Here is a 15,953-nt window from a genome sequence, read left to right on the forward strand (position 1 = left end):
GAGTTTTGATTGTTTAGAGAAATGATGAGTGGGAAATTACATCGAGCTACCGTTACAGAGGCTAATTTAAATTATGTCGGAAGTATTACAATAGACCAAGATTTATTAGATGCCGTGGGGATGCTGGAAAATGAAAAAGTACAAGTAGTCAACAATAATAATGGAGCAAGGCTGGAAACCTATATAATCTCTGGGGTCAGAGGGTCAAAAACAATTTGCCTGAATGGAGCTGCGGCAAGACTCGTTCAGCCAAATGATAAAGTTATTATTATTTCTTATAAATACCTTGATGAAGCAGAATGTATGAATCACACACCTAAAGTAGCTATATTGAATGATACAAATGATATTATTGAAATGATGGGCACGGAGCCAGCAGCAACGATTAAATAGGATTCAAAAAACTCCTTTCTTTGAGAAAGGAGTTTTTATGCCATACTTAATACTGGCAGCACTAAACGGAATGCACAGGTGCTTCTGGATTTTAATTTAAATATAATTTATTTCAAGAAACTAGCATACACATGCTACAATGGATAATGACCTTCGTTTAAGAATTTATATAATTGACAGCTATCTTTACGCCACAAGCATCAAGGGAAGTTCGCCCTTGATGCTTAAATGATGGTGGCTTTAAAGATCACGCTGTATTTAATAAAAGACGCTACGCGTTCTTCTTAAACGAATGAGATATTATTGAAGGAAGGTAATGCTATGGAACGATTTGTAGTCCTCGATGTCGAAACAACAGGAGTTGCCTTTTCTCGGGGGGATCGTATTATTCAATTAGCTTATGCTGTAGTTGAAAATGATAAGGTTATTAATCGCTATTCTACATATATCAATCCGGAAAGATCTATTCCAGCTTTTATAAAGTCATTGACCAATATATCGGAAGAAGACGTCATTGACGCACCCTATTTTGGTGATGTCGCACCAAAATTACTCGAAGATTTAAGTCACTCATATTTCGTTGCTCATAATGCGGAATTTGATTTAGGGTTTATAAATGAAGCATTAGTTGATGCAGGTTATTCTCCGTTTACGGGACCAATGTTAGACACTGTCGAGCTAGCAAGAATTACTTTTCCTACAGAGGAAAGCTTTCGCTTATCCAGACTAGCTGAAAGTTTTAATATGGATCATGAAAATCCCCACAGAGCGGACAGCGATGTGGAAGCAACCACGCATCTTCTCAGTGAAATATTCCGTACATTTTCAGAGTTACCTTTACTGACGCTTCAGCAATTAGAGAAGCTATCAGGGAAACTCAAAAGTGATTTAGGGTCACTGTTGCTCACATGGATTCAAAACAAAAATTTAACTGCTGATGAAGCTCATATTGACTCCTTCCAGGGAATTGCTTTGCGGCATGATCAAAAAGTCTACGTGGAAGATGGGTTAACTGGATACGATGAATCGATGAATATTGATGATTTCCTTTCGTCTACGTTAGGAAATTCGGAGAAAATGAATACGATTATTCCAGCCTATGAAACGAGACAAGGACAGATAGAAATGATTACGTTTATTGACGATATTCTATCTAAGGATTGCGTAGGATTAGTTGAAGCGGGTACTGGTACCGGAAAGACACTGGCTTATCTTATTCCGTCAGCTTTTTATGCTAAAAAAACGGGCGAGCCTGTTGTAGTAAGTACGGAGACCATTCAGCTACAAGAACAAATTATAAAAAATGAAATCCCAACCTTACAAAAAATCTTGCCTTTTCAGGTGAATACTGCTCTTTTAAAGGGGAGAAGTCATTATTTGTGTCTGCAAAAGTTTGAAAATATGTTAAGGAATGATCCTTTCGATTCTTATGACCGTTCCCTATCCAAAGCACAAATTTTAATTTGGCTGACAAAAACAGTAACAGGAGATGTAGAAGAATTGAGTCTTGCTTCCGGCAATTCACGTTTTTGGCAAGAAGTAGCCAGTGATTCTTCTTCGTGTTCTAGTCCATCTTGTCCATGGTTTTCGAGATGCTTCTACCAAAGAGCAAAGAAAAAATCACGGCATGCTGATATTATCATTACTAATCATTCCTTACTTTTTTCTGATGTTATGGTCGACCACCAAGTCATTCCAAGCTATTCAACGTTAATTATTGATGAAGCCCATCACTTAGAAGAAACGGCAACGAAGCAGTTTGGCGACCGGTTAGATTACTTGACGCTCATACAACTATTAAATGATGCAGGGGGTCGCGAGAAAGACGATTGGTTACCGGATCGATTATCTCAAATACTAGATAAGAATTTATTGGAACAAACTAGTGAAATAGAAGAGTACGCAAAATTATTTAGACAAGAATGGAATGATTTATTTTTACTGTTAAATCAATATGTAACAAAAGGTACAAATGGTAAAAATGAAACTGGAAGGTTATCTAAGATTATTCATAACGAAGAGACTGTTTGGAAAAATGTTGAGGAAGCGGCTAAACGCTGTAACCAGTTATTTAAAACGTATCTGTCTCGTATTTCTTCTTTTGTAAGGGAGTTAGAAACATTTTTGGAAACGCAAAAAGGAAACAAAGGACAAATCGCTCTTGAATGGCTTGCCACGATGAAGTCTCAGCTTGAACATCAATATGAGATGTTTCATCACCTCCTTTTGTATCAAGAAGAAGGTTCGATATACTGGCTTGAGGTTGAAACTAAGGGACCGAAACAGTCTATCTCTGTGCAAGGTTGTCCAATTCATGTAGCAGAAAAACTGGCCGATGCTTTTTTCTCAAAAAAGGAACGTGTCATATTAACTTCTGCGACATTAACAGTTAATAATAAATTTGATTATGTAATGGACCGACTAGGATTAAAGGACTTTCAAGTAGAGACAAAACAAGTAGACTCTCCATTTTCATGGGATGATCAGGTGTCTTTTATGGTTCCGGACGACATGCCACTTATTCAAGAGGTTGGTGAGGAAGCATATATTGAAGCTGCAGCAATTCAAATCTACCGCATTGCACAAGTGACAAAAGGAAAAATGCTTGTTTTATTTACTTCTTACGATATGCTCAAACGAACCTATCATCAATTGAAAAATATGTTTGATGAAACGTTTATGCTTATTGCCCAGGGGGTACAAACTAAAAGTCGCTCGAAGCTAACGAAAAATTTTCAACAGTTTGATCAGGCTATTCTTCTTGGAACGAGCAGTTTCTGGGAGGGCGTAGATATTCCTGGAGATGATTTAAGTGCGATCGTGATGGCAAGATTGCCTTTTAGTCCTCCAAATGATCCAGTATTCAAAGCACGTTCGGACTTTTTAAAGGAGCAAGGTAAATCACCATTCATGCAACTGGCATTACCGCAAGCAATATTACGGTTCAAACAAGGTTTTGGACGGTTAATTCGTCGCTCAACGGATCGTGGAATAGTGGTTGTGCTTGATCGAAGAATAGTTACTACAAAGTATGGCAAGTTATTCACACGCTCTCTTCCTCAAGTTCCAATGTTGGAAGGTCCTATGTCAGATTTGGAAGAACATATTTATCAATGGTTTTACGATCCATCGAGGAATGAAGAGGGTAATACAGAGGAGTTAACAAACAATGTTGATGATTCATAATGTAAACATTTTAACGATGAATAAAGAGGAGGAAAATTTTAACGGTTTTCTCACAGTGGAGGGAAATGTCTTTTCAGAGGTAAAAAAGGGGACGCCACCTCAAGAATTAATCGATCAAATGGATGACGTAATGGATGGTAATAATAAATGGTTAATGCCCGGACTTGTTAATACACACGGCCATTTAGGAAGCTCTCTTCTTAGAGGGGCAGGCGACGATATGCCGTTAATGGAATGGCTGGAAAAAGTGATGTGGCCAAATGAAGGCCGCTTTGACAAAGAAACGGTTTCTATTGCTGCGCAGGTGGCAATGATGGAAATGATTAGATCAGGAACAACAACGTTTCTTGACATGTATCATCTTCATATGGATGACATGGCGGAGTTAGTATTGGAAAAAGGAATGCGAGCCGTTTTATGCAGAGGAATGATCGGATTAAGTTCAGAAGAGGAACAAGAACAGAAAATCCAAGAATCAGTGGACCTGTTTCATAACTATCATGGTACGGGCAATGGTCGAGTTTCAGTGGCAATGTCTCCTCATGCTCCATATACTTGTCCCCCTCCTTTTTTACAAAAAGTAGCTTCTGCCGCAGTAGAACATGGGATGATGATTCATACGCATTTGGCTGAAACAAGAGGTGAAGTCGAAAGGCACGTAAAAGAGTATGGGAAAAGACCTGTTGCCCATTTAGAAGAGTTAGGTATATTTAATCAACCGTGTCTTATAGCTCACGGGGTTCATCTGAATGAAGACGAGATTCAAATTTTAAAGAAACATCATGTTGCTGTCTCTCATAATCCGATTAGTAATTTGAAATTAGGTTCTGGAATTGCCCCGATACCCGGGATGATTTCAGCTGGCTTAACAATAGGTATTGGCACAGATTCTTCAGCAAGTAATAATAATTTAGATATGTTTGAAGAGATGAGAATGGCGGCACTTCTGCACAAGGGTGTACATGAATCTCCGAGTGTGACAAACAGTGAAGAAATACTTGCCATGGCAACTCATCAAGGAGCTAAAGCTCTTCGAATTAAAAATGTAGGCAAAATAGAAGCAGGTTTTAAAGCAGATTTTATATTGATCGATGCAGAACAACCGCATTTAACACCTGCGAACGAGTCTACTATGCAGTCACATCTTGTTTATTCAGCTAAGGGGAGTGATGTAACAGATGTTTTTATCGATGGAATAGCTCAATACTCTCATCGAACACTCTTGAAATTTGATGAAGAGAAGATATTATATCAGGCTAATCATTTGGCGAAAAATTTTGTCTAACATATCGATTCACGTAAGATCTATGATAAAATAATGAAGTATGCACGAGGTATTGTTTAGAAATCTTTAGGAGGAATCACGATGGGTGAAAAGGAGATTGAGATGATCGCTACATTAAAAATAGATAAGTGTACCGATTTGTATAAGGTAGTAGATACACTGAATCGTACCTTGAAAAAAAGAGATTTAATGTTCGGTCTCGCTCTCGATGATAATGAAAAAGAAAAAATGATATTTACTATTTACGAAACGTGAGGGATAAAGCATGAAAGCTTGGATAATGTCGATCTCTATTATGATCATTGTAGGCTTTTTAGCTTTTGGCTATTATCTCTATCAAGTGACAACGGATCCGTTGGAAGCTCGCGAAAATGCAGCGATACAATTAGCAGGAGAACAGGTAGACATTGCAGAAGTTAGAGAGGTAGAATATTATCATGGTCGCAGGTCCTATCAGGTAGTTGATGCTATCGATTCAGAAGGAAATGAGTTGTACATATGGGTAGAAGAAGTAAATCAATCTGATGAGGATGAATCAAATGAATCCGAAGTAGAGCCCACTATTGTAGTTCGGGATCACACTGAGGGACTGACAAAAGATGAAGTAACTTCCCTTTCTCAAGAAGAACTGTCTATGTCACGTTTAAAATCCGTACGATTAGGAATGATTGGTTCAACACCAGTTTATGAAGTGAACTATGTGGACGATACGGACCGCCATTCTTTTTATTATGTTACATTCGAAGATGGAACGTATATCCGACATTATAATTTTTAATGGTAATCACCATAATCTTTATTTTCAAACAAGTGATGTTACAGACTTATGGTTGGTTTAGGTTAGTTGTCGACTGACAAGGTTCAGTAACAAAGCTAATTATATAAAAGGAGAGATAAACTATGGAATTTTCCTCTAGAGTAACATCTATAACTCCATCATCTACATTAGCAATTACGGCAAAGGCAAAACAGTTAAAAGCAGAAGGGCATGACGTGATAGGTTTAGGAGCGGGGGAACCTGACTTTAATACGCCACAATATATCATTGAGGCAAGTTATCAATCCATGCTTGATGGACATACAAAGTACACACCGGCAGCTGGATTACCTGCTTTAAAAGGAGCAATTGCGCAGAAATTCAAGGCAGATCAAGGAATAGAATATGCAGCTGACGAAATAATTGTGACTAGTGGCGCTAAGCATTCCTTGTCGTTGTTATTCCAAACAATCCTTCAAGAAGGGGAAGAAGTAATTATTCCTTCACCTTATTGGGTTAGCTATCCTGAGCAAGTAAAAGTAGCTGGAGGAGTTCCAGTATTTATCGAAGGCAAAGAAGAGCAAAATTTCAAGGTAACGAAAGAACAAATTGAACAAGTGATCACAGATAAAACAAAAGCATTTATAATTAATTCTCCTAGTAACCCTACTGGCGTTATGTATAGCAAAGAAGAGTTAAAAATAATTGGGGATGTATGTTTGGAGCATGATATTCTTATCGTCTCCGATGAAATTTATGAAAAACTAATATATGGCAGAGAAAGTCACGTTTCTATTGCTGAAATATCTGATGCATTAAAAGAGCAAACAGTAATCGTGAATGGAGTCTCTAAGTCACATTCAATGACGGGTTGGAGAATAGGTTACACAGCAGGAAACAAAGAAATCATTAACAAAATGTCCAATGTTGCAAGCCACACAACATCAAACCCGGCTGTAATGTCTCAATATGGCGCTATTGCTGCCTATCAGGAAGACGATGGCTCCGTTGGGAATATGAGAGATGCATTTGAAGAGCGTTTAAACAAAGTTTATGACCAATTAAATGGTATCCCTGGCTTTTCGTGTGTGAAACCTCAAGGGGCATTCTATTTATTTCCTAACGTGAAAGAAGCCGTGGAAAAGAGTCCTTTTAATTCAACAGATGAGTGGGTAACGGCTTTACTGGAAGAAGAAAAAGTAGCAGTCGTACCGGGAAGCGGTTTTGGTTCTCCTGATAACATTCGATTGTCTTATGCAACGAGTCTTGATCAATTTGAAGAAGCACTAGGACGTATTCGTCGTTTTGTAGATAAGTATAATGGTTAGATGAGGGAAGTTTATTATGCTTTACCAGAAGCACCTACATATATTTCGTAGGTGCTTCTGCGTCGCAGTACCGTTTATTTGAGATAAGGCTTGAAACGCAGGAATCGAGTACCTCTTTACTAAAGTAAAACAACATTGAATTCAATAGAACCTAAGATAAATGTATAATATGTAGTGAAAAATAGAATGCTCATCTTATAAAAAGGAAATTTATGGAGGTAGAATAGTGAAAACAACGATTTCAGAAGTAGGTAAGTATGTAGAACAAATCATTACGATGGGTGTATGGTTAGCAAATAAACGGTCCAGTGGAAAGATTGCTTTTTTACAATTGCGTGATGGTACAGGCTTTATCCAAGGAGTGGTGGTTAAAGCAGAGGTCGAAGAAAAGATATTTCAACAAGCAAAGGATCTTACTCAAGAAACATCTTTATATGTAACCGGAGTTGTTCGGGAAGATGAGCGGGCACCATCTGGCTATGAACTATCCGTTCAAAGTATAGAAATTATTCATGAGGCGAAAGATTATCCAATTACTCCTAAAGAGCATGGTACAGAGTTCTTAATGGATCATCGCCACTTATGGCTTCGGTCTAAACGACAGCATGCTATCATGCAGATTAGAAATGAGATTATCCGTTCTACATATGAATTTTTTAATGAAAATGGTTTTATTAAAGTAGATCCGCCCATATTGACAGGTAGCTCAGCAGAAGGAACAACAAATCTGTTTCATACGAAATATTTTGATGAGGACGCTTATTTGTCCCAAAGTGGGCAGTTGTACATGGAAGCTGCAGCTATGGCGTTCAATAAAGTATTCTCTTTTGGGCCAACTTTCCGAGCAGAGAAATCGAAGACCCGGAGACATCTAATCGAATTTTGGATGATAGAGCCGGAAATGGCATTTATGGATCACGAGGAGAGTTTAGTGTTACAGGAAAGTTATGTTAGTTATGTGGTACAAGCTGTTTTATCTAATTGTAAATTAGAGTTGAAAGCTTTAGATAGAGATATTTCTAAACTTGAAAAAATCAAAGCACCTTTCCCACGTATATCTTATGATGATGCAATTGAATTTTTAAAAGAACGAGAATACGATATCAAATGGGGAGAAGATTTTGGGGCTCCGCATGAAACGGCTATTGCAGAACATTACGATATGCCTGTATTCATTGTAAATTATCCGAAAGATATAAAAGCATTTTACATGAAACCACATCCAACTCGCGATGATGTTGTTCTATGTGCCGATTTAATCGCTCCTGAAGGTTACGGAGAAATAATCGGTGGAAGCCAACGAATTGATGATGAGAAGTTATTAAAGGATCGCTATGAAGAGCACAATCTTTCTGAAGACGCTTATCAATGGTACATGGACTTAAGGAAATATGGTTCGGTTCCTCATTCCGGATTCGGTCTTGGGCTTGAAAGAACTGTAGCTTGGCTCAGTGGAACAGAGCATGTTCGGGAAACTATTCCATTCCCTCGTTTGTTAAACCGGTTGTACCCATAATACAAGCTTCCAGAAGACCTCTTACATTGCTAAGGGGTCTTTTTATAGAGAATTTTCTTATGATCAGTTTTATGGGTTATTCATTGATTCCAATCAATAACATCTATTTGAAGAATAGTCTCATGATATAATAAAGGGGAGGTAGGTGGACAAGTATGAGTAACGAACTAACATTACAATTACTTAAAGAAAAGCCTTTTACGATCTCAGGGCTTTTCTTTAAACATTATAAAGAGATTGGACTAACCGATCAGCAATTTTTAATTCTTATGCATATTCAACAATTCCATGCAGAGGGAAATGAATTTCCGACACCAAATGAATTGATTGAGCGAATGACAATGCCTGAACAGCAATGTACACAAGAATTGAAAGTACTCTTAACCAATCGATTTATTGAGATACTTGAAGGGAAAGGAATAAAAGGGGATGAAAGAATATCGGAAAAGATTTCTATTGACCCTTTATTTGAAAAATTGCACTTATTTTTAAATAATAAAAACGTAAAAAAGGAAAGAAATGATACAGTAGCTTTGGAAGGTCGTATTTTTCAACGTTTTGAAGAAGAATTCGCCAGACCTTTGTCACCAATGGAGATGGAAATGATTTCTATGTGGATTGATGATGATCAACATGCTCCACATATTATTGAAGCAGCCTTGCGGGAATCAGTCGTTTCTTCACGTCTTAATTTTCGCTATATCGATCGCATTTTATTTGACTGGAAAAAGAACGGAATCAGAACAGTAGAGCAAGCAAAGAAACATGGAGAAAAAATAAGACAACATCACGATAAACCTAAATCTTTTCAAACGGCAGGTTCCACTAATGGAAAATCGAAACACCCAGGTTATAACTGGTTAGAAGGAGAGGAAAATTAAGAACTATGTTAACTAAAAAGCAAATTGAGCATGTTCTGCATACGATGGATACAATGTTTCCGGAAGCAGAATGTGAATTGACTCATTCAAATCCTTTTGAACTCACAATAGCTGTCGTATTATCTGCCCAAGCGACGGATGTTTTAGTAAATAAAGTAACCCCAAATTTGTTTGAAAAATATAAGTCACCGGAAGATTATATAGAGGTACCACTAGAAGAATTAGAAAATGATATTAAATCGATAGGCTTATTTCGGAGCAAGGCTAAAAATATTAAAAAGCTCTCTGAATCTGTGATGGAGAATTATAATGGCGAAATTCCAAAGGATAGAGACGAGTTAATTAAGCTTGCTGGCGTAGGTAGAAAAACCGCAAATGTTGTTGCCTCTGTGGCATTCAATGTACCGGCTATAGCTGTGGATACTCATGTTGAACGTGTAAGCAAACGATTGGGAATCTGTAAGTGGAAAGACTCGGTTCTGGAAGTAGAAAAAACATTAATGAAAAAAGTACCTAAAGAAGAGTGGTCAGCAACACATCACCGATTAATCTTTTTTGGTCGGTATCATTGTAAATCACAATCTCCAAGGTGCCTGGAATGTCCACTAGTAGAACTTTGTCGTGAAGGAAAAAAACGCTTGAAAAAGCAAGGTATCGAAGTAGTAGGATAAGCAAAGAAATTCATTAACGCCCTTTAAGCGAAAAAAAAGGAGACAAATGAGAATGATCATTTGTCTCCTTTTTGCTTTTAACAAGTTTTAGGTGTTTGGTTCTTCTTCCGTGTTGCTCGTATTTACTTCAGGATCAGGAGCTTCATTTCCTGGGTTCCCCTGGTCCCCCGGATTTTCAGGGGGGTTTCCATTCCCACCATTATTTTCAGCAGGTGGCGGTTCTTCTTGATTATCGCCGCTATTTTCTCCGTCCGCTGGTACTTCCTCGACGGGTTCTTCAATCTCTTCATCTGTTGGTTCTTCTTCGATTGGTTCTTCTTCGATTGGCTCTTCATTCTCTGGATTTTCTTCCAGCTCTTCTTCCTCTGGTTCTTCCTCTTCTTCGGGAATGACAACTTCTGCGGTTACAGGATCACTTTGTATATCGTTGTCTTCATTATGAACGGCAGTTACCTGGAAAGAGTATGTTTCTCCATATTCAGGATTCTCTAATACGTATTGTAACTCTTTCGATTCACTAATCGTTGTATAGTCACTGTCTGAACCAGCTCTAACCTCTAATCTAAAGCTAAATTCTTCAAGTGAGTCTTGAGGATAGCTCCATTCTACAAAAATAGCATGGGCTTCCGGATCATAAGAAGCTTGAAGTCCTGAAATATTGACGGCTTCGTCTATTTCTTCAACTTCTTCCACTTCAAATTCCTCTGAGACGTTTGAAGGTTCTGTTCCACGAACAAAATATTCGTAAATAATTTCGCTATCTGGAGTGTAAGAACTAGGAAGCAATCCCGTAGATCTTTCAACACCCACTTCAACAACAGAGTCTGGTTGGGGAAAGTCAGAAGTTTCCCGATCTTGATGGGCATAGCTCATTACTTCTTTGAAAATATCTCTCGACACCTGGTGTTCATTATTATTTATTATAATCTGACCATCACTTGGATTTTTGTACCCGGTCCATACTGCGGCCGCTAACTCAGTCGTATAACCGGCAAACCAAGCATCCTTGATAGCTGAGCTAGGTATATCATGGGTCTCCACTTGCTCAGGGGTGAAGTTAGTAGAACCTGTTTTTCCGGCGACAGGGAGTCCGGAGATTTGTGCGGCTGTACCTGTGCCTGATTGGACGACATCTTTTAACATATCTGAAATCATGAAAGCTGTGTAATCATTCATTGCTTGCACGGGTTCAGGTGCTAAATCAATCACTCGACCATCCGGAAATTCTACTTTTCTAACTGTATGTGGCTCATTATATTCGCCTTCATTACCAAAAGCAGCATAGGCGCCTGTGAGTTGAAAAGAAGAAACTTCATTTGCACCCAGTGCATAACTCTCATACATATCATCCAATGGAATTCCAAGCTTTTGTCCGAACTGCTGAGCATTATCAAGACCAACTTCATGTAATGTTTTGACAGCAGGAACATTGATTGATTGCTTTAGTGCCTCACGCACAGAGACGGAACCTTGGAATGATCGGCTAAAGTTTCTAACTGGATCACCTGTGGAGTAGCTGTATTCCTCATCGACAATTTGATGAAACGTTGACCATTTTAGTTGGTCAATAGCTGGTCCATAATCTAAAATAGGTTTCATTGTTGAACCTGTTTGATAATCGGTTGTTGCCATACTCATTGTGCGTGCTGCTTCAGCAGGTTGACGCATTCCACCAATCGCACGAACTTGACCCGTTTGTGTTTCCATCAGCGTAATCCCTGCTTGAAACTGATCATCCGGGAAGTTTTCATCATTTTGCAGAACCTGCTCCGTATGACGCTGTAGATCCTGGTCTAAATTTGTATAAATTTTCAATCCACTAGTATAAATATCGCTTGCCTCGATACCTTCAATTTCTTCGACTTCATTCAATACTTGATCAATATAGGATTGGAACTCATTTGTTTGTTGTTCAGCAGTTTCACCAGGGTTAAGTTGTTCTTCTACTGGTATATTTCTAGCTGTTTCAGCTTGTTCACTTGTAATTTTGTTGTTTGATTCCATGCGATTAATAACTGTATTTCTTCTACTCTCTGCATCTCTCGGATTGTTAAATGGATTATGTGCATTTGGCCGCTGTGGAATACCAGCTAAAAGAGCAGCATCTTCTATCGTTAATTCATCTAACTCTTTACTAAAGTAATAATTTGCAGCTTCAACAACGCCATATCTTGAATCAGAGAAATAAATAGCATTTAAATACATCTCAAGAATTTGATCTTTCGTAAATTGCTGTTCTAATTTCACTGCTAAATATTGCTCTTGTAATTTACGTGTGATCGTTTTGTCAAAATCAAGAAATAGGTTTTTGACAACCTGTTGTGTGATCGTGCTTGCGCCTTCACTGCCGAAACCACCTGTAATATTCGCCAATACAGCTCCACCAATGCGACGTAAGTCCACTCCGAAGTGATCATAAAAACGAACGTCTTCCACAGAAATAACGGCATCTAGTAAAACAGGAGGCATGTCCTCTATATCGGCAGATTGTCTGTTTTCTGCAGCTTCCAGATTGGTGACTGTTTCATCATTCATATCCATAATATCTGGATTTTGAGATAATGTTAAAAGCTCTTCGTCTAACTCAGGTGCATTACTGAAAATAGCAAAAACTGTAATAGCCCCTACTATCATCATTACACCAGCCATCACAACTAGAGCAACGAAGATCTTTTTAAATGTTCCTCTTTTTTTAGATGTGTTTTTTGATTTATTTGTATGACTATTCTTACTATCTTTAGGCTTTTTCCTGTCTTTTCTAGATAAGGACTCATCTGACATAGTTCATCTTCCTTTCATATACCTGGTAAAGAAATTCTTCAATCACTCAGTGGAAAGAAGCTTGTCAACTATTTTTAAGTAATCAATTCTCGGATGGAAACCGATAGGAATGTGATAACTACAAGCTTCTATTTGTTTCTTCGTGATAGACTTCCTGTTTTTTTCTTGTCCATCATAATAAAAAATGAGATCCTCTGCTTTCATTAAATATACTTCATCAAGGGCACTAAAACGGAGAAGAACAAATGTAATTCCTCCATGTTTGATAACAGCTTTCATATGCTGTATTTGATGATCGTGAAAGTTCTTTAGAGGAAAACTAGTTTTATTTTTTGTTTCCTTTGCTTCAAAGTCTATGTGTTTACCTTGATAAACACCATTATAGTCGGTGGTGGATGGCTTTTTGAAATATGCCTCCGTAACAACTGCAGCACTCCTTTTTGGATAATTGACATTAACAATTTGAAGTGGTGTTGGTTTTTTATGAATAATAGCAAGGTTGTGGGTTCGATAATATTCATTCGTTTCATTTATATCTTCTTCTAAACTCATCCCACGATTGCTGAAACGATCATCTTTTATATTGACGTTCTTTTTAACAGAAAGGATTCGGTTTTGTTGAAACTTTTTTCCGTTAGGATATCGAATTGTCATATTACCAACTTCCTTTGCCTTAAATAGTGCGTGTGAACATTAAAAACGAGCATATTATATGACTTCTGATTATTCATGAGACCAGGAAAGAAATCATCATTATATCTTATCACATTTTTAATGATTTAAAATGGACTTTATCCCTATTTGCAAGGGAGTAGTTGGCATAAACACGGATAAACTAAGAGTCTTAACAAATAGACTTGCTTTGAAAAACATCTAAATGTGAGGTTGAAGAAATCCAGTGAAAAATGCAGAAAAAATAGATCATTTTATAAAATATGAGCTTCAGAAAAATAATCTTGATAATGTTTCACGAACACTTGCCTATCAACAGTTTTACAATCACGTTCCAGAAATAAAATGGGCTTATCTGGCTAACATGGTTTCAAGAAATGCAGGTTGGTCTATGTCTGATCTCTTACATGATGCGATGGTGCAATTGTTGGATGATGAGTGGAGAAGAAGATTATTTACAACTTACGAACGTGCAAATTGGTTGATATTTTCAGATGCCTATCCACAACTTCTAATATACAAATTATCTCATGAAGCGAATTCTGGTTTGTTTGATCATCTAAAACGTTGGAATGTTTCAAAATGGATGATTAATGAGTGGTGGATATTTTGGTCAGAAAAAGATGAAGAAAGACTTCTTAAAGCCTTAATTATAAATGAACAAAATACAATTGAAAAACCTGTTTTAAAAGCTCCGTTTTTCAAAAAGAAGGTTTTTGGTCAATTTCTTTATAAAGTGCAGGATTTTAATCATAATAATATCGTTGTTTTTCCTTCTTCAGAAGGAGAATTGTATGGAGCAGCTTCCGCACACTTTACTAAAGTCGCCAAAAGAGTGGAAATTGGTTATAAATTAGCTTGGATATTGTTCGAATCAAAGGCGAAGGAAAGTATCTATTCTTATTATAAGAATTCAACGTATGTAGGCTGTCGGTCTATCGATATTCCTATACATATGTTTCAGAATGACCATTCATTGCCATTAAGAAGTGTGTTTCCTATTATTTATCACCACGATGAAGTGAGGGAAGACTGGTCTTTAAAGCATTACCATCAAAGTAATATACTGCTGAGTAAAAAGGTTCATCCACCAAAAAATAATCATTTAACTAAATGGTTTGAACGTAAAAGAAAGCATTTATTTATGATAGGAAAACTTGCTTCCTTTTTCGATAAAAAATAAGGAAGAGTTTATCTTCCTTATTTTGAATAAAGTATTAAGTTGAAGGGCGGTCTGGACCACGAAGTTTTTTGTCAATTTGACCTTTGGTTGGTCTTTCTTCAGGTTCTTTTTCATGTTGTTTTCCCTTGGATTGCGTTCGTTCAACTTCTTTTTTACTCATCTCTGCACCTCCTTTCTCTCATTTTGCGCACTAGGTTCAATTTCATACGGAAATTATAGAGGAAAAAGCTTTCTTTGCCGAAAACATACTAGTTTTGTCAAGCATACAGGTATTTAAAAAAACGAAGAGAATGAAAAGGAATATAAGAATGAAAGGGGCGTTTAAAGCTATGGAAAAAAGAATGTGGAAAACAAAAGAGATTGCAGAAGAATTCGGAGTGAATCCTTCTACTGTACAACGGTGGGTTAAGTATTTTCAGTTACCTTATACTAGTACGTCACAAGGACATTTTGAAATGGATCAAAAAACATTTCAAAAATTGAAGCATATACATCTTGAAACAAAGACAGGTAAAAAATTAAGAGACATATCTTTTACAAATACCAGTCTGTCTGAACCTTCTATTCTTAAAGGCAGAATGGTATCAGCAAATCAGTTAGATGAACGATTTGAAAGGCTTGGAATTCAATTGGATCACCTAGACCGCAAGTTGCAAACAAAAGCAGATGAAGTAGTTGAGTATCAAGTATTACAACAAAGAAAAGAAATCAATGAATTGAATGATTTAGTGGTACAGCTTACAGAACGTTTAACTTCTATGGAACAAGCTTTGATTTCAAAACATGAAGTGGCAATTTCCATGGATACGGAACATAAACCTATGAAAAAGAGAAGGTTATCAGGAATTTTTAGTTTGTAAAATGGTGTATGTTTGGTACAATCACCATGAGGTGAAGGCGTATGACAGATCAAGAGTTAATGGAATTAAAAAAATTAACTAATCAATTACTAGAACTAAATGAGCAAGCTTTCTTATATTTCAAGGAATATTCTCAAGAGGGAAAAGAAGCAGATTTCTTTGAAACAGTTAAACCATTTGCGGATAGAGTAAAAGATTCCATAGAAATTTGGTTACCTAAGGTATCTGTTTGGCTGGCTTGGGAAAAGCCCGATTATCTTCATAAACAGCAAATCGATCAAATGATTGAGAATTTTGAAGTGCTATCTGTTCATTGTTTTCAAAAAGACACAAAAAAAAAGCGATTTATTGAAAGATATAAATCGATTGAATATACTTTGTCTTTAGTCACTTTTTCGGACAAAACTAATTAATTTTTAAGGTGCGAGAACTTTATTACA

15 protein-coding genes are annotated in these 15,953 nt (G+C 37.1%); 12 read left to right on the forward strand and 3 right to left on the reverse strand.

The annotated features are described in order from the left end of the window. The first annotated feature begins 9 nt into the window (after positions 1–9). The 9 genes from panD (at position 10) to nth (ending at position 10,017) form a co-directional block, all read left to right on the forward strand. A complete protein-coding gene (panD, locus tag CEF18_RS03865; protein ID WP_110935280.1) occupies positions 10–393 on the forward strand; it encodes an aspartate 1-decarboxylase in 384 nt (127 codons plus the stop codon). 321 nt (positions 394–714) lie between these two features. Continuing rightward, entirely contained in the window at positions 715–3,579 is a 2,865-nt protein-coding gene (dinG, locus tag CEF18_RS03870; RefSeq protein ID WP_110935281.1) for an ATP-dependent DNA helicase DinG, read from the forward strand. Beyond that, a complete protein-coding gene (locus tag CEF18_RS03875) occupies positions 3,563–4,864 on the forward strand; it encodes an amidohydrolase (protein WP_110935282.1) in 1,302 nt (433 codons plus the stop codon). The genes dinG and CEF18_RS03875 overlap by 17 nt, the downstream gene beginning before the upstream one ends. An 81-nt stretch (positions 4,865–4,945) precedes the next feature. Next, complete coding sequence (locus tag CEF18_RS03880) at positions 4,946–5,119, forward strand: YpmA family protein (protein ID WP_110935283.1); 174 nt, start codon at positions 4,946–4,948, stop codon at positions 5,117–5,119. Positions 5,120–5,129: 10 nt separating this feature from the next. Continuing rightward, entirely contained in the window at positions 5,130–5,642 is a 513-nt protein-coding gene (locus CEF18_RS03885; protein ID WP_110935284.1) for a cell wall elongation regulator TseB-like domain-containing protein, read from the forward strand. Positions 5,643–5,764: 122 nt separating this feature from the next. After that, positions 5,765–6,949: a pyridoxal phosphate-dependent aminotransferase gene (locus CEF18_RS03890; RefSeq protein ID WP_110935285.1), complete on the forward strand. Its 1,185-nt coding sequence runs from the start codon at positions 5,765–5,767 to the stop codon at positions 6,947–6,949. Between the two features lie 226 nt (positions 6,950–7,175). After that, the gene (asnS, locus tag CEF18_RS03895; RefSeq protein WP_110935286.1) at positions 7,176–8,465 is read left to right on the forward strand and encodes an asparagine--tRNA ligase; all 1,290 of its coding nucleotides are present in this window, start codon (positions 7,176–7,178) and stop codon (positions 8,463–8,465) included. A 155-nt stretch (positions 8,466–8,620) separates the two neighbouring features. Beyond that, a complete protein-coding gene (locus tag CEF18_RS03900) occupies positions 8,621–9,346 on the forward strand; it encodes a DnaD domain-containing protein (protein ID WP_110935287.1) in 726 nt (241 codons plus the stop codon). A 5-nt stretch (positions 9,347–9,351) separates the two neighbouring features. Continuing rightward, on the forward strand, positions 9,352–10,017 hold the full coding sequence (nth, locus tag CEF18_RS03905) for an endonuclease III (RefSeq protein WP_110935288.1): 666 nt from the start codon (positions 9,352–9,354) through the stop codon (positions 10,015–10,017). An 87-nt stretch (positions 10,018–10,104) separates the two neighbouring features. Here nth and CEF18_RS03910 read toward each other — a convergent pair whose 3' ends face one another. Next, positions 10,105–12,798 (reverse strand): penicillin-binding protein 1A, encoded by a 2,694-nt coding sequence (locus tag CEF18_RS03910; RefSeq protein ID WP_110935289.1) that lies wholly within the window; start codon positions 12,796–12,798, stop codon positions 10,105–10,107. Between the two features lie 42 nt (positions 12,799–12,840). Then, on the reverse strand, positions 12,841–13,452 hold the full coding sequence (gene recU, locus CEF18_RS03915) for a Holliday junction resolvase RecU (protein ID WP_110935290.1): 612 nt from the start codon (positions 13,450–13,452) through the stop codon (positions 12,841–12,843). A 244-nt stretch (positions 13,453–13,696) separates the two neighbouring features. Here recU and CEF18_RS03920 point away from each other — a divergent pair, with 244 nt between their 5' ends. Next, positions 13,697–14,653 carry a DUF2515 family protein gene (locus tag CEF18_RS03920; RefSeq protein WP_110935291.1) on the forward strand — a complete coding sequence of 319 codons (957 nt, stop codon included), beginning with the start codon at positions 13,697–13,699 and terminating at the stop codon, positions 14,651–14,653. A 34-nt stretch (positions 14,654–14,687) separates the two neighbouring features. Here the strand turns inward: CEF18_RS03920 and CEF18_RS26760 are convergent, their stop codons facing one another. Then, positions 14,688–14,813 carry a hypothetical protein gene (locus CEF18_RS26760; protein WP_259457908.1) on the reverse strand — a complete coding sequence of 42 codons (126 nt, stop codon included), beginning with the start codon at positions 14,811–14,813 and terminating at the stop codon, positions 14,688–14,690. A 169-nt stretch (positions 14,814–14,982) separates the two neighbouring features. Between CEF18_RS26760 and CEF18_RS03925 the strand changes: the two genes are divergently transcribed. Both CEF18_RS03925 and CEF18_RS03930 read left to right on the forward strand, forming a co-directional pair. Beyond that, entirely contained in the window at positions 14,983–15,513 is a 531-nt protein-coding gene (locus CEF18_RS03925) for a helix-turn-helix domain-containing protein (RefSeq protein WP_183041037.1), read from the forward strand. Positions 15,514–15,554: 41 nt separating this feature from the next. Continuing rightward, positions 15,555–15,926, forward strand: a complete 372-nt coding sequence (locus CEF18_RS03930; RefSeq protein ID WP_110935293.1) for a YppE family protein — start codon at positions 15,555–15,557, stop codon at positions 15,924–15,926. The last annotated feature ends 27 nt before the right edge of the window (positions 15,927–15,953 follow it).

Source organism: Salipaludibacillus neizhouensis (assembly GCF_002886185.1).
Classification (GTDB): Bacteria; Bacillota; Bacilli; order Bacillales; family Salisediminibacteriaceae; genus Salipaludibacillus; species Salipaludibacillus neizhouensis.